The organism is Inquilinus sp. YAF38 (genome assembly GCF_052113205.1).
In the GTDB taxonomy this organism is placed as follows: domain Bacteria; phylum Pseudomonadota; class Alphaproteobacteria; order DSM-16000; family Inquilinaceae; genus Inquilinus.
Map to the genome: position 1 here is coordinate 1 of NZ_JBFRCU010000103.1, position 24,808 is coordinate 24,808.

Annotated in this window: 19 protein-coding genes; 8 read left to right on the plus strand and 11 right to left on the minus strand. The window is 68.4% G+C overall.

Going from position 1 to position 24,808, the window contains the following annotated elements; translation table 11 throughout:
• Together AB4Z01_RS31070 and AB4Z01_RS31075 are read left to right on the plus strand one after the other, a co-directional pair.
• On the plus strand, nucleotides 1-909 hold a 909-nt coding region (locus tag AB4Z01_RS31070; protein ID WP_441700161.1), incomplete at its 5' end, for an ABC transporter permease.
• Entirely contained in the window at nucleotides 906-1,880 is a 975-nt protein-coding gene (locus AB4Z01_RS31075; RefSeq protein WP_441700162.1) for a substrate-binding domain-containing protein, read from the plus strand. The genes AB4Z01_RS31070 and AB4Z01_RS31075, both read left to right, overlap by 4 nt.
• A gap of 178 nt (nucleotides 1,881-2,058) precedes the next feature.
• Here the strand turns inward: AB4Z01_RS31075 and AB4Z01_RS31080 are convergent, their stop codons facing one another.
• The 5 genes from AB4Z01_RS31080 to AB4Z01_RS31100 form a co-directional block, all read right to left on the minus strand.
• On the minus strand, nucleotides 2,059-4,170 hold the full coding sequence (locus AB4Z01_RS31080; protein WP_441700163.1) for a mechanosensitive ion channel family protein: 2,112 nt from the start codon (nucleotides 4,168-4,170) through the stop codon (nucleotides 2,059-2,061).
• A gap of 78 nt (nucleotides 4,171-4,248) precedes the next feature.
• A complete protein-coding gene (locus tag AB4Z01_RS31085) occupies nucleotides 4,249-5,241 on the minus strand; it encodes a purine-nucleoside phosphorylase (protein ID WP_441700164.1) in 993 nt (330 codons plus the stop codon).
• 84 nt (nucleotides 5,242-5,325) lie between these two features.
• The gene (locus AB4Z01_RS31090) at nucleotides 5,326-5,979 is read right to left on the minus strand and encodes an amino acid ABC transporter permease (protein ID WP_441700165.1); all 654 of its coding nucleotides are present in this window, start codon (nucleotides 5,977-5,979) and stop codon (nucleotides 5,326-5,328) included.
• Nucleotides 5,976-6,644 carry an amino acid ABC transporter permease gene (locus AB4Z01_RS31095; protein ID WP_441700166.1) on the minus strand — a complete coding sequence of 223 codons (669 nt, stop codon included), beginning with the start codon at nucleotides 6,642-6,644 and terminating at the stop codon, nucleotides 5,976-5,978. The genes AB4Z01_RS31090 and AB4Z01_RS31095 overlap by 4 nt, the downstream gene beginning before the upstream one ends.
• 4 nt (nucleotides 6,645-6,648) lie before the next feature.
• Complete coding sequence (locus tag AB4Z01_RS31100) at nucleotides 6,649-7,452, minus strand: transporter substrate-binding domain-containing protein (RefSeq protein ID WP_441700167.1); 804 nt, start codon at nucleotides 7,450-7,452, stop codon at nucleotides 6,649-6,651.
• 189 nt (nucleotides 7,453-7,641) lie between these two features.
• Between AB4Z01_RS31100 and AB4Z01_RS31105 the strand changes: the two genes are divergently transcribed.
• Nucleotides 7,642-7,809: a YqaE/Pmp3 family membrane protein gene (locus tag AB4Z01_RS31105; RefSeq protein ID WP_441700168.1), complete on the plus strand. Its 168-nt coding sequence runs from the start codon at nucleotides 7,642-7,644 to the stop codon at nucleotides 7,807-7,809.
• A gap of 37 nt (nucleotides 7,810-7,846) precedes the next feature.
• On the opposite strand, the gene AB4Z01_RS31110 is transcribed toward AB4Z01_RS31105, so the two are convergent.
• The 3 genes from AB4Z01_RS31110 to AB4Z01_RS31120 form a co-directional block, all read right to left on the minus strand.
• Nucleotides 7,847-7,978, minus strand: a complete 132-nt coding sequence (locus AB4Z01_RS31110; RefSeq protein WP_441700179.1) for an SEC-C metal-binding domain-containing protein — start codon at nucleotides 7,976-7,978, stop codon at nucleotides 7,847-7,849.
• A gap of 198 nt (nucleotides 7,979-8,176) precedes the next feature.
• Complete coding sequence (locus tag AB4Z01_RS31115; protein WP_441700169.1) at nucleotides 8,177-11,149, minus strand: hypothetical protein; 2,973 nt, start codon at nucleotides 11,147-11,149, stop codon at nucleotides 8,177-8,179.
• 187 nt (nucleotides 11,150-11,336) lie between these two features.
• Nucleotides 11,337-13,028: a calcium-binding protein gene (locus tag AB4Z01_RS31120; RefSeq protein WP_441700170.1), complete on the minus strand. Its 1,692-nt coding sequence runs from the start codon at nucleotides 13,026-13,028 to the stop codon at nucleotides 11,337-11,339.
• Between the two features lie 179 nt (nucleotides 13,029-13,207).
• Here AB4Z01_RS31120 and AB4Z01_RS31125 point away from each other — a divergent pair, with 179 nt between their 5' ends.
• A complete protein-coding gene (locus AB4Z01_RS31125) occupies nucleotides 13,208-14,107 on the plus strand; it encodes an alpha/beta fold hydrolase (RefSeq protein ID WP_441700171.1) in 900 nt (299 codons plus the stop codon).
• A gap of 132 nt (nucleotides 14,108-14,239) precedes the next feature.
• Here AB4Z01_RS31125 and AB4Z01_RS31130 read toward each other — a convergent pair whose 3' ends face one another.
• The 3 genes from AB4Z01_RS31130 to AB4Z01_RS31140 all read right to left on the minus strand — a co-directional run bounded on the left by AB4Z01_RS31130 (nucleotide 14,240) and on the right by AB4Z01_RS31140 (nucleotide 18,255).
• On the minus strand, nucleotides 14,240-15,958 hold the full coding sequence (locus AB4Z01_RS31130) for an ABC transporter ATP-binding protein (RefSeq protein ID WP_441700172.1): 1,719 nt from the start codon (nucleotides 15,956-15,958) through the stop codon (nucleotides 14,240-14,242).
• Between the two features lie 14 nt (nucleotides 15,959-15,972).
• Nucleotides 15,973-16,569, minus strand: a complete 597-nt coding sequence (locus AB4Z01_RS31135) for a DUF2585 domain-containing protein (RefSeq protein ID WP_441700173.1) — start codon at nucleotides 16,567-16,569, stop codon at nucleotides 15,973-15,975.
• Between the two features lie 240 nt (nucleotides 16,570-16,809).
• Entirely contained in the window at nucleotides 16,810-18,255 is a 1,446-nt protein-coding gene (locus AB4Z01_RS31140; protein ID WP_441700174.1) for a phospholipase D-like domain-containing protein, read from the minus strand.
• Between the two features lie 136 nt (nucleotides 18,256-18,391).
• On the opposite strand from AB4Z01_RS31140, the gene AB4Z01_RS31145 reads away from it, so the two are divergent.
• The 4 genes from AB4Z01_RS31145 (at nucleotide 18,392) to AB4Z01_RS31160 (ending at nucleotide 24,624) form a co-directional block, all read left to right on the plus strand.
• Nucleotides 18,392-19,009 (plus strand): GntR family transcriptional regulator, encoded by a 618-nt coding sequence (locus AB4Z01_RS31145; protein WP_441700175.1) that lies wholly within the window; start codon nucleotides 18,392-18,394, stop codon nucleotides 19,007-19,009.
• On the plus strand, nucleotides 19,006-19,467 hold the full coding sequence (locus tag AB4Z01_RS31150) for an OsmC family protein (protein ID WP_441700176.1): 462 nt from the start codon (nucleotides 19,006-19,008) through the stop codon (nucleotides 19,465-19,467). The genes AB4Z01_RS31145 and AB4Z01_RS31150 overlap by 4 nt, the downstream gene beginning before the upstream one ends.
• Before the next feature lie 503 nt (nucleotides 19,468-19,970).
• Nucleotides 19,971-22,001 (plus strand): M10 family metallopeptidase C-terminal domain-containing protein, encoded by a 2,031-nt coding sequence (locus AB4Z01_RS31155; RefSeq protein ID WP_441700177.1) that lies wholly within the window; start codon nucleotides 19,971-19,973, stop codon nucleotides 21,999-22,001.
• Between the two features lie 592 nt (nucleotides 22,002-22,593).
• On the plus strand, nucleotides 22,594-24,624 hold the full coding sequence (locus AB4Z01_RS31160) for a hypothetical protein (protein WP_441700178.1): 2,031 nt from the start codon (nucleotides 22,594-22,596) through the stop codon (nucleotides 24,622-24,624).
• Nucleotides 24,625-24,808: the final 184 nt, after the last annotated feature.

Genomic DNA, 24,808 nt, shown 5'->3' on the forward strand with positions numbered 1-24,808 from the left:
GGGCACGACCCGCTGCGCGACGGCTGGGTGCCCGGCGCCGCCGGTCTGGCCCTGGCGGCGCTGGTGGCCCTGTGGCTGGTGCCGCAGGTCGGCACCAAGTTCGGCGTCCTGGCCCTGCTGGTGGCGGTACCCTGCGCCGGGCTGATGGTCGGCGCGGTCAGCGGCGCCATCATCGTCGCCGGGCGGCTGCAGCCCTTCATCGTCACCCTGGCGATGATGGTCGGCATGCTGGGCCTGTCGCGCCTGACCGCGGGCCAGGACAGCGCCGTGCTGCCGGTTTATGCCGGCACCAACGCCACCGAGGACATCGAGCTGCTGCGCAGCATGCTGTGGGGCGTGCTGCCGGTGCCCGGCCTGTTCTTCCTGGCCGCGGTCGCGGTGTTCGCGGTGCTGCTGCGCCTGACCGTGTTCGGCCGCTACGTCTACGCCATCGGCGGCAATGAGGAGGCGGCGCGGCTGTCCGGCATCCCGGTCGACCGGGTGAAGATCGCCGCCTACGCCTTCTCCGGCATGCTCGCGACGCTGGCCGGCATCCTCTATGTCGCCCAGTACCGCCAGGGCAAACCGGATGCCGGGGCGGGGCTGGAGCTGGACGCCATCGCCGCGGTGGTGATCGGCGGCACCAGCCTGATGGGCGGCCGCGGCGCCCTGGCCGGCACGCTGGTCGGCGTCCTGATCTTCGGGCTGCTGTCGAACATCCTGCAGCTCCACAACATCAACTCCAACCTGCAGCTGGTGTTCAAGGGGGCGATCATCATCGTCACCGTGCTGCTGCAGGAGCGCAACCTGGCCGATCTGCTGGCGCCGTTCCGCACGGCGCGCGCAGCCCGGCGAGACCCCGCCGCCCGATCCGAGGCGCCGGGCCAACAAGGATCGTCGCTGATCCATCGGGAAGGAACGCCACCATGAAACGTCGCGATCTTCTGAAGACGACCGCGCTGGCGCTGGGCGCCGGCGTCACCCTGTACCTGCCCGTGGGCTGGGTCGCCCCGGCCCGCACCGCCGCCAAGTGGCGCATCGGCTTCTCCCAGGCCACGACGCTGGAGCCGTGGCGGGTGCAGTTCAACAAGGACATCAAGGCCGAGGCCGAGAAGCAGCCCGATGTCGAGCTGCTGATCGCCGATGCCGAGGACAAGACCGAGAAGCAGGTCGCCGATGTCGAGAACTTCATCCGCCAGGAGGTCAACGCCCTCTTGATCTCGCCGAAGGAATCGGCCGGGCTGACCGGGGTGGTGGAGAAGGCGATCGCCGCCAAGATCCCGGTCTTCGTGCTGGACCGCAACGTCGACACCCAGGGCTACACCCAGTTCATCGGCGGCGACAACGTCGTGATCGGCAAGGCGGTCGGCGACTTCGTGGTCAAGACGCTGGGCGGTCCTGGCAAGGCGGCGGGCAACGTGGTTGAGATCTGGGGCGGCCTCGGCACCCAGGCCTCGCATGACCGGTCCGACGGCTTCCACGCGGTGGCCGACAAGGAGCCCGGGCTGAAATACCTGCTCGACAAGCAGTCGGCCGACTGGAAGCAGAACCTGGCCTACGACATCATGTCCACAGCCCTGCGCAACTTCGAGAAGATCGACCTGGTCTACGGCCACAACGACCCGATGGCCTATGGCGCCTATCTCGCCGCCAAGGATGCGGGCCGCGAGAAGGAGATCAAGTTCGTCGGCGTCGACGGCCTGCCGAACGAGGGCGTGGTCTGGGTCAACAAGGGCGAGCTGGCGGCGACCTTCCTGTACCCCACCCCGGGCGCCGAGGGGCTGCGCCAGGCGGTGAAGCTGCTGAAGGGCGAGAAGGTCGAGAAGACCATCGTCCTGCCGACCGAGACCATCACCAAGGAGAACGCGCCGGAGATCCTGAAGCGGAACGGGCTGATGTAACATCGCGACCCTGGAGGCTTGGGCATCAGCGAGCCTATAAAGAGATCGTCATTGCGAGCGCAGCGAAGCAATCCAGGGCCGCAAGAGCGGAGGTATGGATTGCTTCGTCGGCTTCGCCTCCTCGCAATGACGATTCTTCCGTAGGAGACGAGGAGCCTGATCGCGAGCTCGCCGGCTGTCACCCCCGCGCGGGCTCGCCGCCGGTCGCGGCGATCGCGGCGGCGGCCACGGCCGGGTCGACCGGGGTGCCGTCATGGCTGCGCACCACCACGTCGCGCCGGGCGAGATGGATGCCGGCGGCGTCGAACTCCTCGAGGATGCGCTGGTACAGCTGGCGGCGGATCATGAACTGCTCGCCCGGCCGGGACATGAACTTGATCCCGACCACCATGTTGAATTCCTCGATCTGGCGCACGCCCTGGGATTTCGGGGCGTCGAGCAGATGCGGGCCGAGCACCGGGTCGGCGGCGATCTCAGCGCCGATCTTCTTCACGATCTTCTTCACCTGGTCGACATCGGTGTCGAACGGCACCCGGAACTCCATCTTCATCACCACCCAGTCGCGGCTGAGATTGGTCATCGCCCGGGCCTCGCCGAACGGCACCGTCTGCAGCGCCCCGCGCTGGTGGCGCAGCTTGAGCGAGCGGATCGAGATCGCCTCGACCGTGCCCTTCAGGTTGCCGATCTCGACGTACTCGCCGATCCGGAACGCGTCCTCGAGCAGGAAGAACACGCCGGAGACGATGTCCTTCACCAGGGTCTGGGCGCCGAAGCCGATGGCCAGGCCGATGACGCCGGCGCCGGCCAGCAGCGGCCCGATATCGATGCCGAGCGCGGACAGCACCACCAGCACCGCGACCGTGGCCAGGGTGACGAAATAGGCGTTGCGGAACAACGGCAGCAGCGTGCGCATGCGGGCCTGCCGGGTGACGTCGGTCGCCGACATCGACGTGGTCGAGCGGCTGAGATGGTGGTCGATCAGGCCGCGACCGAGATGCCACAGCAGGTCGACCACGATCAGCGTCAGCACGATCCGCAGCGCGGCGCGCAGGGCCATCGCCCCCGGCTCCTCCGCCATCATCATGGCGTGCATCGAATCGACGCCCCAGCGCTGCGCCAGGAAGGCGAGGGCACCCAGGATGACCAGCGCCTGGGCCGTCCGCTCGACCAGCATCGCCAGCGGCTTGTCCTTGCCCTCGACCGACCCCGGCGACGCCACCGACCGCGCCGCCTCGCGGATCTGGCGCAGCCCCCAGGGCAGCAGCACCACCACGAAGATGGTGATCGCGGCGCGGGCGGCGCCGAGGGTGACCAGCACCGCCGCCGCCGCCATCGCCACCGTGACCACCCAGCGCGCGAGGTCGTCCTTGATGCCCGGCTCATTGGTCCACGCTCGGCGCCGCCAGGTGAAGGCGACGACCAGGGCCAATACCAGGAAGGAGGTCAGCTCGCGGATCAGCAGAGCCGCATCCTCCGGCGCGTCCAGCCGACGCATCAGCCGGGCCAGGAACACGCCGCCGATCATCACCGTCGGGATCGCGATCAGCCAGCGCATGACCACCGGGATGACTTTCTCCTCGACGACGACCAGGCGCAGGTCCGGCCGGCCGGGGGCGAGGCCGAGCCGCAGCACCGCCCGCGCCAGCCGGGCCACCAGCACGATGGCCAGCAGGGCCAGCACCAGGTGCTGAAAGCCGTTCGGCCAGGAGAAGATCAGGAAGGTGCCGAGGCTGCCGACCGCGAAGGCGACCACCGCACCGACGGCGAAGACCAGGCGGGCGGCGAAGACGGCGAGATGCTCGCCGATCCCGGCCCCGGGGGCGTGGATCAGCCGGTGGCGGATCGAGGCGGTCAGGCGCCGGAACAGCCACTCGACCAGGATGCCGATGCCGACGAAGCCGCCCACCGCCAGGACCAGGCCGATCAGGCCGAGCTCGGACAGGGCCTGGCCGATGCGGGCCCCGACCGCGGCCAGGATGCCCGGCAGGTCGCGCGCGGTCGCGGCATACCATTGCAGCTTGCTGCGGGTCTGCATTCGCATCATGTCGATCTCGTCCATCTTGGACGAAGCCGCGGCGGCCGGCGCCGGCTGCTCGGCCTGCTTCTGCGCCAGCCAGCCCTGCACCTCCGGGTTGCGCAGCAGGTCGAGCAGTTGCTGGACGGAGGCCGGCGGGGGCTGCTCCGCCACCGATGCAGCAGGCGCCGGCGCGGCGGTCGGCGCCTGCTGCGCCCAGGCCATTCCCCCGGCCAGAACCAGCACCGCGATCAACAGGCCCCGAAACCAGCGCATCCGCCCCTCCCCATCCCCGCGCGCATGCTGTCCTGCCGCGCGGCCGGTGGCAACGATCCTCGCAAAGAGGGCGAAGGATCAGTGGACGGCGGCGGGAACCCCGGCCTGCCACGCCGTCCAGTCCCGGACCACGGCCTGGACGAAGGGCGCGCCGACGGCGGTGAGATTGGCGATTGCGATCAGGAAGCCGCCGGACTTGGCCTGCAGCGACTCCGCCACGGTCTGGCCCGGATGGGGCCGGTCGAAATTGGAGGCGGTGCGCAGCACCGCGACCCGCTTCGTGTCCACCAGCCCGGCCTCCTCCCCGCGCCGCAGCGCCTCGAAGGTGGCGTTGTCCTCCTGCTGCGTCGTGCAGTAGCTGCCCTTGCCGTCGGTCAGGAGATCCACCCATGCCTCGGCCCGCTGGCCGATCAGGGCGCCGTGCCAATAAGTGTCGCCGGCCAGCGTGTCGCATTGCACGACCTTCGGCGGCTGGTTGGCCGGGGCGTCCGGGTACCGGGCGCGATAGGCGGCCGCAGTGTCGCCGTCGACCAGCTTCGCATCCTTGCTCAGGGCCAGCGCCGCCTGCAGCAGATCCTCGTTCAGCTGGAACACCTCGGTCCGGTAGTTGAGCGGCGGCTTCCCGGCAGGATCCTTCGCCCCGATGCCGAGATAGCCGCTGATCCAGCCCTGCGGCATCTCGCGGGCATCGATCTCGTGCTGGATGCCGAAATCCACCAGGTAGCGGGCCCAGGCGGCGCTGCCCAGCGTGCCCTTGGCCGGGTCGATCCCGGCGATGCCGGCGATCAGCACGTAAGCCTTGGTCAGGTCGAACTTGCGGCTCCACAGCAGCGCCATGGTCGAGGCCGCGGCATTGGCATGGCCCATGCCGGTGGTCATCTGGCACACGCCGTCGGCATTGCAGTGCACGGCGGGATAGTCGGGCGAGAGGCCGGGAACCGCGATCTCCTGGTCGAGATGCAGCTGCTCGATCCAGGGCTTCGCCTCCGGCCCGAACATCGAGATGACCAGCACCTTGACCGGTCGCGGCGGGGTCTGGGCCATCGCGGGGCCAGCGGCAAGCATGGCCATGGCTGCCGCAGCGGCCGCTCGCTTCAGGGCGGGAAGGGGCAAGGGTCGCTCCATCGCGTCGGGGGAGTGGATCTCGAGCCTATCCTACCGCGTTCCGCGCGCCAGCCGCCGCTCCAGCGCCGTCGCCGCCAGGGCGATCGGGTAGCACAGGGCGAAGTAGAACAGCGCGACGAAGCCGTAGGTGCGGGCGGAATCGAAGGTGGCGTTGACGATGATGCTGCCGGCCTTGGTCAGCTCGACGAAGCCGATCACCGAGGCCAGGGCCGTGCCCTTCACCACCTGCACCAGGAAGCCGACGGTCGGCGCGATGGCGACGCGCAGCGCCTGCGGCAGGATCACCAGACGCAGTTGCTGCGGCCAGGACAGGGCCAGGGCCTGCGCCGCCTCCCACTGGCCGCGCGGCACGCTGTCGACCGCGCCGCGCCAGATCTCGGACAGGAAGGCGGCGGCGTAGAGGGTCAGCGCCACCGCGGCGGCGGCCAGCGGCGGCAGGTCGAGCCCGACCAGCGCCAGGCCGAAGAAGCACAGGAACAGCTGGATCAGCAGCGGCGTGCCCTGGAACAGCTGGATGTAGAGCCCGGTCGCACGCCGGGCCCAGCGCCGCCCGGATAGGCGCAGCAGCAAGAGGCCACCGCCGAGCAGGAAGCCGCCGAGGAAGGCGATCAGGCTGAGGGCCACGGTCCAGCGCGCCGCCAGCAGCAGGTTGCGCAGGATGTCCCAGGTGGTGAAGCCGGTCATGCCGCCACCTGCCGATGCCGGAACAGCCGGCGGCCGACCCGGTCCGACAGCCGGCGCAGGACGATGGCGAGCACGAGATAGATCGCGCCGACCAGCAGATAGGTCTCGAAGCTGAGGAAGGTGCGCGACTGGATGAAGCTGCCGGCGAAGGTCAGCTCGCGCACCGCGATCTGCGACACCACCGAGGAGCCGAGCATGATGATGACGAACTGGCCGGTGAGCGAGGGGTACACCTTCTCCAGCGCCGGGATCAGGATCACCAGCCGGAAGGTGCGCCAGCGCGACAGGCCGAGGCTGGCCCCGGCCTCCCACAGCCCGCGGCCGACCCCGTCGAGGCCGGCGCGGACGATCTCGGTCGAATAGCCGCCGAGATTGACGATCATCGCCAGCAGCGCCGCCTCGACGCTGCCGAGCCTCACCCCCAGCCGCGGCAGGCCGAAGAAGACGAAGAACAGCTGGACGATGAAGGGCGTGTTGCGGATCACCTCGACATAGGCGCCGACGACGATGCGCACCGGGGCGCGGGACGAGCGGCGGCCGAGCGCGCCGAGCACGCCCAGCGCCAGCCCGCCGGCGATGGCGGCGAGGGTCAAGAGGATGGTGAGGCCGATCCCCTGCAGGACCAGCCCGCCATAGCCGGACAGGTCGGCGAAGTGGAAGGTCAAGGGCTCAGACCGGCAGGTCGCCGGGCAGGCCGGCACCGAGCCACTTCTTGCTGATCGCGTCCAGCCGCCCGTCCTGCCGCGCCGCGGCGATGATGGCGTTGACCTTGGCCAGCAGCTTCGGCTCGTCCTTGTTCAGGCCGATGAAGCAGGGCGACTGGCTGAGGATGAATTTCGGCTCCGGCCGCACCGCCGGGTCGCGCGCCAGGATCGCGGCGGCGACGACGTTGCCTGTGGCGATCAGCTCGGTCTGGCCGGAGAGGAAGGCGGCGATCGTCGTGTTGTTGTCCTCGAACCGCTCGATGTCGGCGTCGGCCGGGGCGATCTTGGAGATCGCCAGATCCTCCAGCGCGCCCCGGGTGACGCCGACGGTCTTGCCCGCCAGGTCCTCGACCTTCGCCACGGTCGAGTCGGCCGGGCCGAACACGCCGGAGAAGAACGGCGCATAGGCGCTGGTGAAGTCGATCACCTTCTCGCGCTCGGCGTTGCGGCCGAGGCTGGAAATGATCAGGTCGACCTTGTGGGTCTGCAGATAGGGCAGGCGGTTTGCACTGGTGACGGGCACCAGCTCGACCGTCACGCCCAAATCCTGGGCAATCAGGGTGGCCATGTCGATGTCGTAGCCCTGCGGCTGCAGGTCGGGCCCGGCCGAGCCGAAGGGCGGGAAGTCCTGCGGCACGGCGATCCGGATCACCTTGGCGGCCAGCACGTCGTCCAGCGCCTCGGCTGCGGCCGGCTGTACCGCCCCGGCCAAGCCGGCAGCAACCACGAGGCCGCAGAGCAGCCCCTTCCCCCAATTCCGCAACGACATCCCTGCGCCCCATTCAAACCGGCGCGCCCGCCGCGCCATCCGGCCCTGGGGGTCAGCAAGCGGCGTGCCATCATGGTCGCGCGATCCCCGCCCGGCGCAACAGGCGGCAACAAATCGTTACGCAGCCGAGATTGTCCGGACTGTCCGATGACGTTAGGGAGAGGCGGGATCCACCATCAGGACCAGCCGTTGCCCACATTTCTGTACATCCTCGCCTTCCTCTGCCCGCCGCTGGCCGTCTATCTCGACATCGGCGCCGGCGACGAGCTGCGGCTGAACATCATCCTGACGATCCTGGGCTGGATCCCCGGCATCCTCCACGCCCTCTATATCCTGTCGATCCACCCGCCGCACTGACCGGCAACGCCCGCCGGCACAGGCCGGCGGGCGTCAGTCAATGGGTCAGTCGCGGACATAGTGCTTCCGCATCATCCCGTCGAAGCGCTTGCCCTTCAAGCAACAGCGCTTGAAAGCTCCGGCCCGAGCCGCAGGGGCAGGGATCCCGACGGCCCAGCTTCTCGACCAGCTCCTTGTCACCGTGGACGACGCGATCGCCCCGGCCGACATGGGCCTCGGAGTTGAAAGCCCCTCCGGCGCTTGCTCAGCGGCTCAAAAGCAGTAAGGGGCGTCGAAACGGTCCTTGCGCATAATGACCTCCTCTGGCGCGAGGCCGACCGGGCACGGTCCGGACGGCCCGGCTCGATAGCAGGAAACGGCAGCACCGTCACAGAACGAAATCCGCCGCCACCAGGGCGATGGCGCCGGTCAGCACGATGTGGAAGTCGGAAGCGCCGTCGCCATTGAGGTCGCCGGCGATGGTGGTGGTGGTCGGGCTGGTGACGGCGAAGCGCAGCTGGCCGGCGACACCGGTGTAGAGGCCCGAGCCGATGAAGCTGAAGGCCTGGTTGCCGGCCACCGCAGTGTTGGCGTCGATCGCGGAGAGATCGATCCGGTCGCCTTCGGTCCGGACAAAGTCGCTGATCCGGTCGGCATTGGCCCCGACCACGCTGTGCGTGGCGGCCGCGAACACGAACCGGTCGGCCCCGGCGCCGCCGATGAAGATGTCGGTGCCGGCGCTGCCGATCAGCCTGTCATCGCCCGCCCCGCCGGAGAGGGTGAGGCCGATCCGGCCGGCCGCCATCGCCGCGGCGTTGATCAGGTCGTTGCCGTCGCCGGTGCCGACCGTCAGGCGATCGATGGATTCGGCGTGCTGCAGCGATATCGTCGCCGGCAGGCCGCCGACGCCGATATCGGTGGCCGAGGAGGAGAGCGTGATCGTGTCGGCGCCGAGGGTGCCATCGACGGTCACCGCGTCGGCCGCGCCGTCGCCGGCCGCCGGGTCGGTCCCGGCCAGGTCGATGCCGATCCGGGTGATGTCGGTCCCGGTCAGGTCGTGCACCGCGACCGTGTCGGCGCCGCCGAGCGTCTTGAGCTGGATGCGCTCGACATCGTTCAGGTCCTGGGTGATGGCGGAGACGTCGCGGAAGAACAGGACCCGCCCGCCATTGGCCGCGATGTCGAACGCCTCATTGACCGCCGATCCCACGAAGCTGAGATCGTCGATGCCGTCCTGGCCTTCGATCGTGTCGCTGCCGCAGCCCGGAACCCAGGCGAAGGTGTCGTTGCCGGCGCCGAGGAGGGCGACGTCGTTGCCGAGGCCACCGAACACGATATCGTCGCCGTCGCCGCCCAGCAGCAGGTCGGCGCCGGCGCCGCCGAAAAGCGTATCGTTGCCGGCGCCGCCGTCGAGGGTCAGGGCCAGCGGCGGCGCCGCCAGCGGCCGCGCATCGATCCGATCGTTGCCGCCAAGGCCGTTGATCACGAGCCGGTCGGCGATCTCGGCATTGTCGACCACGATCTGGGCCGCCAGCCCGGTCGCCACCACCGCCGTGCCGGACTGGCTGAGGGTCACGGTCTCGGCGGCCGCGGACCCGTTGGCGGTCACGACATCCACTTGGCCGTCGCCGGCCCCACCGACCGAGGAGCCCTCGAAATCGACCTTCACCCGGGTGACGTCGGTGCCGGTCAGGTCGTTGACGGTGATCCGGTCGGCCCCGCCGAACGCGTGGAACTCGATGCGCTCGACATCGTTCATGTCCATGGTGACGTTGGCGACGTCGCGGAAGAAGCGCGCCCGCCCGCCATTGGCCGAGATGTCGATATTCTCGGCGATGTTCGCACCGCGGAAATCGAGCGTGTCGGTGCCGGCCTGGCCTTCGATCGTGTCGTTGTCGTCGCCCGGCGACCAGACGAACACGTCGTCCCCCGCCCCCAGCAGGGCCGTGTCGTTGCCGTCCCCGCCCTGCACGGTGTCGGCGCCGGCGCTGCCGAGGAAGATATCGGCGCCGAGGCCGCCGAGCAGGGTCAGGCCGATCCGGCCGGCCGACACGGCCGAGGCGTCGATCACGTCGTTGCCCGCCAACGCCGCGATCGTCAGCCGGTCCAGCGCCGCCTCGGCATGCTGCACCGAGATCGTCGCCGGCAGCCCCTTGACGCCGACGACATCGACCGTTGCGACCAGGGTGATCACTTCGTCACCGATGGTGCCATCCGCGGTCACCGTGTCGGCCGCGCCGTCGCCGGCCGTGGGCGTGGTCCCGGCGAGATCGATCCCGACCCGGGTGATGTCGGTGCCGGTCAGGTCGTGCACCGCGAATTTGTCGGCGCCGCCGAGGGCCTTGAGCTGGATGCGCTCGACATCGTTCAGGTCCAGGGTGACGGCGGCGACGTCGCGGAAGAACAGCACCCGCCCGCCATTGGCGGAGACATCGAAGGCCTCGCTGGCGTTGGATCCTACGAAGCTGAGGTCATCGGTGCCGTCCTGGCCCTCGATCGTGTCGCTGCCGTCGCCCGGCACCCAGGCGAAGGTGTCGTCGCCGGCGCCGAGAAAGGCGACGTCGTTGCCACGGCCTCCGACCACGATGTCGTTGCCGTCGCCGCCGAACAGCACATCGGCTCCGATGCCGCCGATGAGCGTGTCGTTGCCCGCACCGCCGTCGAAAATCAGGGCCATCGCCGCTGTCGGCAACGGCCGGGCATCGATCCGGTCGTCGCCGCCCAGCCCGTTGACGACGAGCTGGTCGAGGCTTTCAGCGTGATCGATCAAGAGCTGAGCGGCGAGGCCGGTCGCCACCACCGCCGTGCCGGACAGGGTCAGGGTCACGGTCTCGGCGACCGCCGAGCCGTTGGCGGTCACGACATCGGCCTGGCCGTCCCCGGCCCCGCTGTTCAGCACGGCCTCCAGGTCGACCGTTACCCGGGCCAGGCCGGTGCCGGTCTGGTCGTTGACGGTAACCCGGTCGGCCCCGCCCAGCGCGTGGAACTCGATGCGCTCGATGCCATTCAGGTCCTGGGTGACGCTGGCGACGTCACGGAAGAACCGCACCCGTCCGCCATTGGCGGAGATGTCGATATTCTCGGCGATGTTCGCGCCGGCGAAATCGAGCGTGTCGGTGCCGGCCTGGCCCTCGACCGTGTCGCTGCCGTCGCCGGGCCCCCAGAGGAAGGTGTCGTCTCCGGTCCCCAGGAAAGCCACGTCGTTGCCGCGGCCGCCGGCGACCACGTCGTTTCCGCCTTCGGCGGAGATCACGTCGGCCTCGTCGGAGGGCCGCGGCTGCCCGCCGGTGGCCGACACGGTGGGCGACACGAAGCTGGGGGTGATGGTTTCTGCGACCTCGGTGCCGGTGAACACGGACATGCTGAAATCCCTCGTCTGAAAGAGATCCCGGCGACGGGACGATGCCGCTCCGGGACGATCGCAATCCGGGTCGCTTCGCTGGCGGACGCCGAGCGGCGGCTACCGGTCGAATCTAGCACGAATTCGATATGAATTCGACGGAGAGCGCCGGGCGCCTAGGCTTGCGGCCCGGGCGTCCGGCTCCCGGCTACAGCACGAAGTCCGCCGCCGTCAGCGCCACGGTGCCGGACAGCACGACGTGGAAGTCGGAGACGCCGTCGCCGTTGACATCGCCCGCGATCGTGGTGGTCGTGGGCGAGGTGATAGCAAAGCGCAGCTCGCCGGCATGGTGGGTGAAGAGGCCCGTGCCGATGAAGTGGAACGCCTGGTTGCCGGCCAGTGCGGTGTCGGCGTCGATCGGCGACAGGTCGATCTTGTCGCCCTGGGCGTGGCTGAAATCGGTGATCCTGTCGGCCTTGGGCCCGACCACGCTGTCCGACACCAGGTTGAACTGGAACCGGTCGGCCCCGGCGCCGCCGATGATGGTGTCGGTGCCGGCGCTTCCAACCAGCTTGTCGTTGCCCGCCCCGCCCGACATTGTCAGGCTGATCTTGCCCGCCGCCACCGCCGCCGCGTTGATCACGTCGTCGCCGGCCCCGGCGTCGACCGTCAGCAGGTCGGTGGCCTCGGAATGCGTGATCGAGACCGTCCATGGCAGGCCGCCGACGCCGATCGCCGCGCCCGAGGAGGAGAGCGAGATCTTGTCGATGCCGGCGGTGCCTTCCACCGACACCGAGTCGACGGCGCCGTCGCCGGTCGTTCCGCCCACGGTCGCGGCCAGGTCGATGCCGATGCGGGTAATCTCCGTCCCGGTCAGGTCGTGGACCCTGACCTGGTCGGCGCCGCCGAGGGCGGTGAACTGGATGCGCTCGACGTCGTTCAGATCCATGTTGATCGAGGCGATGTCGCGGAAGAAGGTCGTGCGCCCAAAATTGGCCAGGATGTCGACCGTCTCGGCCGCGCCGGCGCCGAGGAAGGCCAGATCGTCGGTACCGAGCCCGCCCTCGACCGTGTCGCTGCCCTCGCCCGGCGCCCAGAAGAAGGTGTCGTCGCCGGCACCCAGGAAAGCGGTGTCGTCGCCCTTGGCGCCGACCACGATATCGTTGCCGGCGCCGCCGAGCAGCAGATCCGCCCCGGCGCTTCCGATCAGCGTGTCGTTGCCCTCGCCGCCGTCCAGCACCAGCACCATCGACTGCGGCAGCGCCCGCGCGTCGAGCCGGTCGTTGCCGCCGAGACCGTCAACGGTGAGGTGGTCGCCCGCGTCGAAATGCTGGATCGTGGTCTGCGCCGCCAAGCCGTTCACCACCACGGTGGCGTCCGCCCCGATGCCGGTCTGCGACAGCGTGATCACGTCGGCAGCGCCGGCGGCGGCGCCGTTGACGATCACCGTGTCCTCGACGCCGTCGGCAGCAGTGCCGTCATGCACGCCGGCCAGGTCGATCTCCACATGCTTGACCGCCGTGCCGGCGAGATTGTTGACGGTCACCAGGTCGGACCCGCCGAGCGCCTCGAACTCGATGGTCTCGACATTGGTCAGGGTCATGGTGACGGCGGCGATGTCGCGGAAGAAGATCGCCTGCCCGGCATTGGCGAAGATCTGGATGTTCTCGTCGGCATTGGCGCCGTCGAAGTCGAGCGTGTCGAGGCCGGCGCCGCCGTCGACGAAGTCGCTGCCATCGCCCGGGACCCAGCCGAACACGTCGTTGCCGTCGCCCAGGAAGGCGATGTCGTCGCCCTTGTTGCCGTTCACCTCATCGTCGCCGCCCAGGGCGTTGATGGTGTCGACGCCGTCGGTGCCCTCGATGTGATCGCTGCCCGGAGTGCCGTTGATGATGGCCATGGATCGTTTCCCCTTCTCTGCAGGGCGGCCGGCGGCCGCCGCTCGGTTGTCTCGCAGGGCCAGGATGACCGAGGCTGAGGGAGGTTGGGTGTTACCGAGGTCACCCGGCGACCGGTTCCGCATGAGTCCCGCCGCCGGATGTGCTGCAATGGCTGGATCCAAGAGCAGGAGTCGCAACCATGCTGAAGCGGATCGATGCCGGGGTGCTGAGCGTCGCCTATGAGGACAGCGGCGATCCCTCGGGCTGGCCGGCGGTGCTGCTGCACGGCTTTCCCTACGATATCCACAGCTATGACGAGGCGGCGCCGCTTCTGGCCGCGCAGGGCGCCCGGGTGATCGTGCCCTGGCTGCGCGGCTATGGCCCGACCCGATTCCTGTCGGCGGCAACGCCGCGGTCGGGCGAGCAGGCGGCGCTAGGGCACGACCTGCTGGCGCTGCTGGATGCGCTGCAGATCGAATCGGCGGTGCTGGGCGGCTATGATTGGGGCGGCCGTGCCGCCTGCATCGTCGCGGCGCTGTGGCCGGAGCGGGCGCGCGGCCTGGTCTCGGTCAACGGCTACAACATCCAGGACATCGCCAAATCAGGCGAGCCGGCCTCACCCGAGGCCGAGCTCCGCTACTGGTACCAGTATTATTTCCATGGCGAGCGCGGCCGGCGGGGGCTGGAGCGCAACCGGCGCGAGCTGTGCCGCCTGCTGTGGCGGCTGTGGTCGCCGGAATGGCGCTTCGACGACGCCACCTATGAGCGCACCGCCGACTCCTTCGACAATCCCGACTTCGTCGATGTCGTGATCCAGTCCTATCGCCACCGCTACGCCCTGGTCGACGGCGACCCGGCGGTGGCGGAGGTCGAGCGCCGGCTGGCGGCGCAGCCGCCGATCACGGTGCCAGCTATCACGCTGGACGGCGATGCCGACGGGGTAATGGCGCCCGGCGGCACCGCCCATCACGCCGGCCGCTTCACCGGCCGGCACGAGCACCGGCTGGTGACGCCGGGGATCGGCCACAACCTGCCGCAGGAAGCGCCGGAGGCCTTCGCCGATACGGTGCTGACGGTGAAGGGGTGGGCCGGCGGCTGAACCCTCAGACCTAAACCGTCATTGCGAGCGCAGCGAAGCAATCCAGGGGCCGCACGCACCGGCCCCTGGATTGCTTCGTCGGCTTCGCCTCCTCGCAATGACGGGGAGGGAGTGAGCGTTGTGATCGGCCGCTCACCGCCCCCCGTACTGCGCGTCGTGCAGCCGGCGGTAAAGGCCGCCGGCGGCGACCAGGTCGCGGTGCCGGCCCTGCTCGGCGATGCCGTTGGCGTCGACCACCACGATCCGGTCGGCGTCCTGGATGGTCGCCAGGCGATGGGCGATCACCAGCGTGGTGCGGCCCTGCGACAGCTCGGCCAACGACTGCTGGATCGCCCGCTCGGTCTCCGTGTCCAGGGCCGAGGTGGCCTCGTCCAGGATCAGGATCGGCGGGTTCTTCAGGAACATCCGGGCGATCGCCAGGCGCTGCTTCTGCCCGCCCGACAGCTTCACGCCGCGCTCGCCGATCACCGTGTCCAGCCCGTCCGGCAGGCCGGCGACGACGCCCTCCAGCCTGGCCCGCCGCGCCGCCTCCATGATCTCGGCCTCGGTCGCGCCCAGCCGGCCATAGGCGATGTTCTCGCGGATGGTGCCGGCGAACAGGAACACATCCTGCTGCACCACGCCGATCTGGCGGCGCAGCGAGGTCATGGTCATGTCGCGGATGTCGATGCCGTCGACGGTGACGCGGCCGCCCTGGACCTCGTAGAAGCGCGGCAGCAGCGAGCAGATCGTGGTCTTGCCGGCGCCCGACGGGCCGACGAAGGCCACGGTCTCGCCGGCCCGGATGGCGAGATCGATGCCGCGCAGCACCGGGGTGCCGTCGCCATAGCCGAAGCTGACGCCCTCGTAGCGGATGTCGCCCCTGAGCACCGGCACGTCGATCGCGCCGGGCCGGTCGACGATGTCCGGCTCGGTGTCCAGGAGCTCGGTGTAGCGGCGGAAGCCGGCGATGCCCTTGGGATAGGTCTCGATCACCGAGTTGATCTTGTCGATCGGGCGGAAGAACACGTTGACCAGCAGCAGGAAGCCGACGAAGCCGCCCTCGCTGAGCCGGCCGGTCAGCACGAAATAGGCGCCGGCGATCATCACCACCATCTGGATCAGCCGCATGCTGAGATAGCTCAGCGAGGTGCTGGCCGCCATGATCCGGTAGGCGTCGAGCTTGGTGCGCCGGTAGTTCTGATTGTCGTCGGCGAACAGCCGGCGCTCATGCTCCTCATTGGCGAAGGCCTGCACCACGCGGATGCCGCCGACATTCTCCTCGATCCGCACGTTGAAGTTGCCGACCCGGCCGTACAGCGCCTGCCAGTTGCGGGTCATGCGGCCGCCGTAGCGGCTGGTCAGCCAGGCGGTCAGCGGCACGATCGCCGCGGTGATCAGCGCCAGCTCCACATTGACCGTCAGCATTAGCGCGAAGGCGCCGATGAAGGTCATCACCGCGATGAACAGGTCCTCCGGCCCGTGATGCGCGACCTCGCCGATCTCCTCCAAATCCTTGGTCAGCCGGCCGACCAGATGGCCGGTCTTCTGGTTGTCGAAGAAGGAGAAGGACAGCTTCTGCAGATGGTCGAAGGCCTTCCGCCGCATCTCGGTCTCGATGTTGATGCCGAGCATGTGGCCCCAATAGGTCACGATCGCCATCAGGCCGGTGTTGGACACGTAGATGACGAGGAGGCCGGCGGCGGCGAGCAGGATCAGCGCCCAGTCGCCGCTCGGCATCAGGCTGTCGATGAAGATTTTGACCGCGATCGGGAAGCAGAGCTCCAGCAGGCCGGAGACGATGGCGCAGCAGAAATCGAGCAGGAACAGCCCGCGATGCGGCCGGTAATAGGCGAAGAAGCGTCTCAGCATCGGTCGTCTCGAAATCAGGCGCCGGACTGCCACACCCGGATCGAATCGACGGGATGCAGCAGCATCAGCACGTTCAGGGTCAGGTTGTCGCGGATCAGCCAGCCGGTGAACAGCTCGAAGACGATCGCCAGCGCCACCGTCAGCCACAGCGGCGCCCGCGCCGCGAAGAAGAAGCCCAGCGTCATGAAGCCGATGTCGGAGACCGAATTGATGACGCTGTCGCCGGTGTAGCCGAGCGCGATCGTCGCCTCGCGATAGCGGTCGATGATCGTCGGGCTGTTCTCGGCGATCTCCCAGGCGGCCTCGATGGCGATGGCGATCAGCGCCCGGGCGCCGAGCGGCAGCCGCCGGGCCACGAGCCAGGTCAGTCCGAAGAACAGGAAGCCGTGGATGATGTGCGACGGCGTGTACCAGTCGGCGATGTGCTGGGAGTTGTCCGCGCTGAGCACGTCGGAGGTCCACAGCTTGACCGTGCCGCAGGTGCAGATCGGCACCCGGCCCATGGCCAGGAGAGTGGCCGCCGTCGCCGCGATCAGGCCGAGGCCGAGCAGGATAAAGACACCCGGCGACAGCCGGCCCGGCCGTGACGTCCTGAAAGATCTGTTCACCATGGGCGCAGTCCTAGCACGGCTGGAGGGCTGCGGAGCATTCGCAGATTTCGGGACGACGCAACGCTTTCGGCATGGCATGGCAGGACAGTCATACCAACGGCCTGAAGTATTGAATCGTCATGGCGAGCCCCCGGAGGGGCGCGGCCATCCAGCGCCGCTCGCATCGGCCCCTGGATGGCCACGTCGCTGGCGCCTCGCCATGACGAAAAAGGGCAGAGTTGATCTCATAGGCCGTCGCGATCACAGATACGGCGAAGCCAGCCACACCGTCCGGTTGCGCAGCCGGGTCAGGAACGGCCGGGCCCGCAGCGTCGCCAGCGTCTCCGGCCGGGCCGAGGCGATGCGCTTCCGGATGGCCGCGTCGACCTCGCCGGCCACGTCGCGGTCGTAGATCTCGACATCGAGCTCGAAATTGAGCCGCAGGCTGCGCGAATCGAGGTTGGAGGAGCCGATCAGCGCCCAGGCGCCGTCCACCGCCATCAGCTTGGAATGATCGAACGGCCCGCTCGTCCGCCACACCCGGCAACCGGGCCGCAGCACCTGGTCGAGCTGCGCCGTCATGGCGGCGTCGACCAGCGCCAGGTTGTTCACGCTGGGGATGACGATGTCGACCTCGACCCCGCGCTGCGCCGCGATGGCCAGGGCGCTGGTCAACGGCAGGTCGGGCAGGAAATAGGGCGAGCAGATCCGGATCGAGCGCTGCGCCACGGCGATCGCACCCATCACCAGGCTGTGATTCGAGCCCAGGGTGACGTCCGGCCCGGACAGCACGGCGCGGGCCAGCACCGACGGCGCCGGCTGCAGCTGCGGCGCCGACTGCCAGGCCTTGCCGTGCAACCGCTCCCCCGTGGTGAAGCGCCAGTCCTGGGCGAAGGTGGCCAGCAGGCTCTGCACCATCGGTCCGCAGACCCGCGCGTGGGTGTCGCGGGCCGGCGGCCCGTCGGCATAGGCGCTGGAGAATTGGGCCCGGATGTTCATGCCGCCGGTGAAGGCGGTCTCGCCGTCGATCACCAGCAGCTTGCGGTGGCAGCGCAGATTGGCATAGGGCAGCCGCAGGCCGATCAGCTTGCCGTTGAAGCGGGCAGTCCTGACGCCGCTCTCCCGCAGCAGGCCGACGATCTGGGGCCGCGAATAGCGGGCGCCGATAGCGTCGATCAGCACCCGCACCGCCACCCCGCGCCGCGCCGCCTCGATCAGCGCCCCGGCGATCTCCCGTCCGACCGCATCATTGTCGAAGATGTAGCTCTGCAGCGCGATTGACGACCGGGCGCCGCGAATCGCCTCCAGCATCGCCGGATAGGTCTCGTCGCCGCCCCGCAGCAGCCGCAGCGCGTTGCCCGGCGTCACCGCGAAGGGCGAGACCTTGTCGCCGAGCCGCTGCAGCGAAGCGAATTGCGGCGCCGAGGCCTCCGCCACATCGATCGCCGGGCTCGTCTCATGGTCGTCCATGCCGGTCCCGGACCGGCGCCGCCGACGCGCGATCGCGGCGCGGCGCACCCGGTTGATGCCCAGCACCAGATAGATCAGGGCGCCCAGGATCGGGTTCAGCACGATCACGCCGACCCAGCCGGTGGCGGCGCGCACATCGTCCTTGGTCATGATCGCATGGATGGCGCCGGCGATGCCGAGCACGAGGCTGGCCGCCAGCACGATGTCGGACCAGTACGTCGTCCAGAATCCGTTCATTCCGTCCATGGGTCGATGTTCCGCCGTTCCATCCCCTGCCGGCAACACCGGCGGCCGGCAAGGCTCAGCGACGCTGCAGGGGAAAACGATGCCGGGCGTCTTGACGCCCGCCTGGACCTTCCGATAATTTGGATCCATGGATCCAAACTCGATTGCCGATGCGCTGCGGCACGACATCGAAGCGCGCCTGCTGCCGCCGGACACGGCGCTGAGGCAGGAAAGCCTGGCGCTGCGCTTCGGGGTCAGCCGCCAGCCGGTGCGGCAGGCGCTGGACCGGCTGCTGGCCGAAGGGCTGGTGATCCGCCGGTCCGACCGCAGCCTGGCCGTCGCCGGCCTGTCGGCCGGGGAAAGCCGCGACCTGGCCGCACTACGCATCCTGGTCGAGGGCGAGGCCCTGCGCCTGTCGCTGCCCCGGCTGGAGCCGCGCGACCTGCGCCGGGCCGCGCGGCTGGCCGAGGACCTGGCCGAGGAAGAGAATCCGGCGGCGATCGAGGAGTTGGACGTCGCCTTCCATGCCGCCCTGTACGGCGCCTGCGGCAATGCCCGGATGCTGCGCCTGATCGATTCGCTGCGACGGGAGGGACGACGCTCCTACGCATTGCAGCCCCCGGGCTCCGCCTTCCGGGCCGCGATGGCGCGGCAGCACGAGGCGATTCTCGCCGCCTGTCGGGCCGGCGACGCCCCGGCCGCCGTCGCAGCCCTCGCCGCCCATCTGCAGGCGGCCGCCGATCCGCAACCAGGAGAGATCTCGTGAGCCAGTATCAGGCCACCGTGCTGTGGCAGCGCCCGCCCGACATCGCCTTCACCGACGGCCGCTACAGCCGGGCGCATCTCTGGCGTTTCGACGGCGGCGTCGAGGTGCCGGCTTCGGCCTCGCCGCATATCGTGCCGCTGCCCTTCTCGGACCCCGGGGCGGTCGATCCGGAAGAGGCCTACATCGCGGCCCTGTCGAGTTGCCACATGCTGACCTTCCTGTCGATCGCGGCCAAGCGCCGCTTCGCCGTCGACGGCTACAGCGACACGGTGGAGGGGGTGATGGAGGAGAACACCGAGGGCCGGATTGCGGTCACCCGGGTGGTGCTGAACCCCCGCGTGACCTATGTTGGCCCGGTCCCGGACCGGGCCACAGAGGAGGCGATGCATCACGCCGCCCATGAGCAGTGTTTCCTGGCCAATTCGGTCAGGACTCTGATCGAGACTCGGCTGGACTGACACTCAGTTCCGTCGTCGGTCTTACTCCTTGTGCAATGGTCAGGCAGGCCCTGGCCCTTGCAGATGATCTCTGTCGGCACCATCTGTAATGCGTGAGATGCATGTCAAACATGCAAAACTTACATTTTGAGGATGTCTCGCACCTCAAAATTTGAAATTCTGTTTCAAAGAGTTGGTCATTCTTGAGCCTAGGCTCGTGCTCCGCTTGCGGGGCACAATGAAACAACTCCGCATCCAGAAATTTTTATCCACTTTTGGGAGTGCTTGAAACCATTCCCATCTCGACAATTATAAGATTCCCCTGGTCGGAAATTAAATTTCGACCTAAGGAAAACTTATAACCTAGAATGCTATCGATGTTGTGAGCCAAAGGAGGAGAGTCCGGATTTGTCATGATCCTTTAAGTTGTTTGTAGACGTCGATTTTGTGATCTTAGGTCGAGAGCGGCGCCATGTGCAGGCAGCGCTGGGACCGATACTGAAACGCGATAGCGGAGAATGAATATGGCTTTGTCACTGGAACTCCTGGGGCTGTTGGGCGTCAACCTCGAAGACAGCAACGACGACGTGCTTGTCGGCGGTAACATCATCGACGTGCTGAGCGGCGGCGATGGCGATGACGTCATCGAAGGCAAGGGTGGCGCCGACGTCCTCAGCGGCGGCGACGGCATCGACACCCTGAGCTACGAGACCTCGCCCGCCGCGGTGAATGTCAACCTGACGCCCGGCCTGCTCGGCCTGATCAGCTTCAACAGCGGTGGCGACGCCACCGGCGACCTGGTCAGCCTGGGCTTCGAGAACGTCGTCGGCTCGGCCTTCGCCGACACCCTCACCGGCGACGCCACCAGCAACACCCTGGTCGGCCTGGCGGGCGACGACACCCTCAATGGCGGCGCCGGGAACGACGTGCTCGTCGGCGGCTCCGGAAATGACCGGATGGACGGCGGCACCGGCATCGACACCGCGAACTATGTCGATGCGACCACGGCGATCATCGCCGATCTGACCGCGGGCACGGGCACCAATCCGGCCGGCACGGAACACGACACCCTGATCGGCATCGAGAACCTCACCGGTTCGCGCTTCGCCGACACCCTGACCGGCGACGCCGGCGACAACGCGCTCGTGGGCGGCGCGGGCGACGACGTCATCACCGGCGGCGCCGGCAAGGATGCGATCGACGGCGGCACCGGCCTCGACCGCGCCAGCTACGCGGCCTCCAACGCGGCCGTGACCATCAGCCTGACCACCGGCATCGCCACCGGCGGCCATGCCCAGGGCGACGTCCTCACTCATATCGAAAGCCTGACCGGCAGCGCCTTCAACGACAAGCTGAGCGGCGACGACGGCACCAACGTCCTGAGCGGCGGCGCGGGCAACGACACCATCTTCGCCGGCGGCGGCGACGACGTCCTCTACGGCGGCACCGGAGCCGACCTGATCGACGCCGGCAACGGCCAGGACACCATCTATTATGTGAGCTCGACCGCGGGGGTGACGGTCAACCTGACCACCAACGTCAACACCGGCGGCGAGGCCGCTGGGGACTCGCTGTTCAATGTCGAAAACGTGGTTGGCTCGAGCTTTGCCGACAACATCACCGGCGAAATCCACGACAACAACCTCTCGGGCCTGGCCGGCAACGATATCCTCAACGGTGCCAGCGGCGATGACACCCTCTTCGGCGGCGCCGGGGCGGACGTGCTGAACGGCGGCACCGGCCTCGACGCGGCAAGCTACGAGTTCTCGGCGGCCGCGGTGACCGTCAGTCTAACCACCGGGATCGGCACCGGCGGCGACGCGACGGGCGACACGTTCAACAGCATCGAAAACCTGGTCGGCTCGCGCTTCGCCGACACCCTGACCGGCGATGCCGGCGCCAACGACCTGCGTGGCGGCGACGGTAATGACGTGCTCACCGGCCTCGCCGGCGACGACACCTTCACCGGCGGTGCGGGTGCCGACACCATCAACGGCGGCGACGGGACGGATAGCGCCTTCTACACCCAGAGCAATGTCGCGGTGAACGTGAACCTGGGGACCGGCTTTGCCTCCGGCGGCCATGCCCAGGGCGACCTGCTGATCGACATCGAGAACCTCGGCGGGTCGGAGTTCAACGATACGCTGACCGGCTCCGCCGGGAAGAACATCCTCGACGGCGGTCTCGGCAACGACACCATCCGCGGTGGCGGCGGTGCCGACGACCTGATCGGCGGCGCCGGGGCAGACAAGTTCGTCTTTACCGCGATTTCCGACAGCCCGTTCCAGGCTGGTGACCTGATCCGTGATTTCAGCCATGCCCAGGGCGATGTTATCGACCTGTCGGGGATCGACGCCAACACCGGCGCCGCCGGCGACCAGGCCTTCACCTTCATCGGCAACAGCCTGTACAGCCACACCGCTGGTGAGCTCCGCTTCGCCAACACCGCGCCCGGCGTCGTCACCATCGCCGGCGACGTGAACGGCGACGGCACCTCCGACTTCCACATCAATGTCTACGGCACCAGCGTGACGGCCAGCGACTTCGTGCTGTAAGCGAACGCATTTCGAGCTCGGGGCCGCCCTTCGGGGCGGCCCTTTTTATTTCGGCTGCCCGGCGCCACGCCCTGCGGCCGATCGAAACCCGGTTCGGCCGACGACTCCAGCCCTCGCGGACAACCAATGTCCGGGCCGCGGGGCCGGCGGCGATCCGGCAGATGCCGTGGAGCTGCATACGGCCAACGCATGGCAATCATGCGGCGTACGCAATTAATAGAAATAATTGCGTAAAAATCGGGAATTTAATTGCATGACTTCGGCTCTTCCAGAGCGAGCGGCCGCTCCCGTTCGCCGACGGTAGCGAGTCAACTTCATTGTCTGAAAAATTTTGCGCAACTTTTCTCGACTTTGGAATCATCTCTGCCGAAGCAGTAATGAAAAATCCATCCGCAGAAATGTTATCAATTACTTCGGAAATATCACACTGAAAAGTCTCGACTATATTCTCCGACATCAAGATGATCTCTCCCGTCCCGTCATGGTCCTTTAAGTTGTCTGTAAATGACGATTTTGTAATTCTGGGTCGAGAGCGGAGCCACAGGCCGGCAGCGCTGGGGCCGATATTGAAACGCGATAGCGGAGAACGAATATGGCATTGTCACTGGAACTCCTGGGGCTGTTGGGTCTCAACCTCGAAGACTCCAACGACGACGTCCTCGTCGGCGGCAACATTATCGATATCCTGAGCGGCGGTGACGGCGACGACCTCATCGAGGGCAAGGGCGGCGCCGATGTCCTCAGCGGCGGCGACGGCATCGACACGCTGAGCTACGAGACCTCGCCGGCAGGGGTGAATGTCAGCCTCGTGCCCGGCCTGCTCGGGCTGATCAGCCTGAACACCGGCGGCGACGCCTTCGGCGACCTGGTCAGCCTCGGCTTCGAGAATGTCGTCGGGTCCGGCTTCGCCGATACCCTCACCGGCGACGCCACCAGCAACACCCTGGTCGGCCTGACCGGCGACGACACCCTCAATGGCGGTGCCGGCAACGATCTCCTCATCGGCGGCGCCGGCGCCGACCATCTGGATGGCGGCACGGGCATCGACACCGTGAACTACAGCGAATCGGGCGCCAAGGTGAATGTCGACCTGGCCAACGGCGCCGGCAGCGGCGGCGACGCTCAGGGCGACACGCTGCTCAACATCGAGAACGTGGTCGGGTCGCGCTTCAACGACATCATGATCGGCAGCGCCGCCGACAACAGCCTGGCCGGCGGGGCGGGCGACGACACCATCACCGGCGGCGCCGGGAAGGACGCGATCGACGGCGGCGCCGGCAACGACCTCGCGAACTACTCAAACTCGAACGCGGCCGTCACCATCAACCTGGCCGCCGGCACCGCCAGCGGCGGCCATGCCGCCGGCGACGTGCTGACCTTGATCGAAAACCTGCAGGGCAGCGCCTTCGATGACAATCTGACAGGCAATGACGGCGCCAATGCCCTGAACGGCTATCTGGGCAACGACAGCATCGTCGGCGGCAACGGCAACGACATTCTCATCGGCGGCCGCGGGTCGGACAGCATGGACGGCGGCGCCGGCATCGACACTGCCTACTACACGAACTCCAGCGCCGGCGTGACGGTCAACCTCGGCACCAACATCAACACCGGCGGCGAGGCCGGGGGCGATTCGCTGACCAATATCGAGAGAATTGTCGGCTCGTCCTTCGCCGACAGCCTCACCGGCGACTTCCAGGAGAACGTCCTCTCCGGCCTGGGCGGGGACGACATCCTCAACGGCGGCGCCGGCAATGACATCCTTGTCGGCGGTGCCGGGGCGGATGCGCTGAACGGCGGCGCCGGCATCGACGTGGCCAATTACGAAACCTCGTCGGCCGCGGTCACCGTCGACCTCGACGCCGGCACCGGCATCGGCGGCGATGCCCAGGGTGACACCCTGGTCGGCATCGAGGCGCTCTCCGGCTCCGGCTCCGCCGACATCCTGACCGGCAATGGCGGGTTCAACGACCTGCGCGGCAATGGCGGCAACGATGTGCTCGACGGTGCCGGCGGCGCGGACGATCTGCGCGGCGGCGCCGGGGCCGATACCCTCAACGGCGGCGCCGGAACCGACACCGCCTACTACTTCGAGAGCAATGCCGGCGTGACGGTGAATCTCGTCACCGGCGCGGGCTTCGGCGGCCACGCCCAGGGCGACCTGCTGATCGACATCGAGAATGTCGCCGGCTCGAAGTTCAACGATTCGCTGGTCGGTACCGATGCCGGGAACATCCTCCGCGGCTATGCCGGGGATGATGCCCTGCGCGGCGGCGGCGGCGCCGACCAGTTGGTCGGCGATGCCGGGGCCGACAAGTTCGTCTACGTCTCGACCGGCGACAGCAACAACGTCACCGGCGTCGACCTGATCCACGATTTCGGCTCCGATCAGGGCGACAAGGTCGATCTGTCGGGAATCGACGCCAACACCGGCACCGCCGGCAACCAGGCGTTCAGCTTCATCGGCACCGCCGCCTTCAGCGGTGCGGCGGGCGAGCTGCGGTCCTTCACGGCCGGCACCGGTACCATCGTCTGGGGCGACACCGACGGCAACGGCGCCGCGGACTTCGTCCTGAGCTTCGTGGGCACGCTTACCTTCGCCGCGTCCGACTTCGTGCTGTAGGCGATCGACACGACCAGGGCCGCCCTTCGGGGCGGCCCGTTTTCATGCCGTCGCCTCGGCCGCCCGGCGCCGCGCCTCCTCGGTGGCGCGGCGGAAGCGGGCCAGTCGCCGCTCGGCCCGCGCCATACGCTCCGGCCGCGGCTCGTGGATCGCGCCGACGGTGTCCGGCGGCGTCGGCCATCCC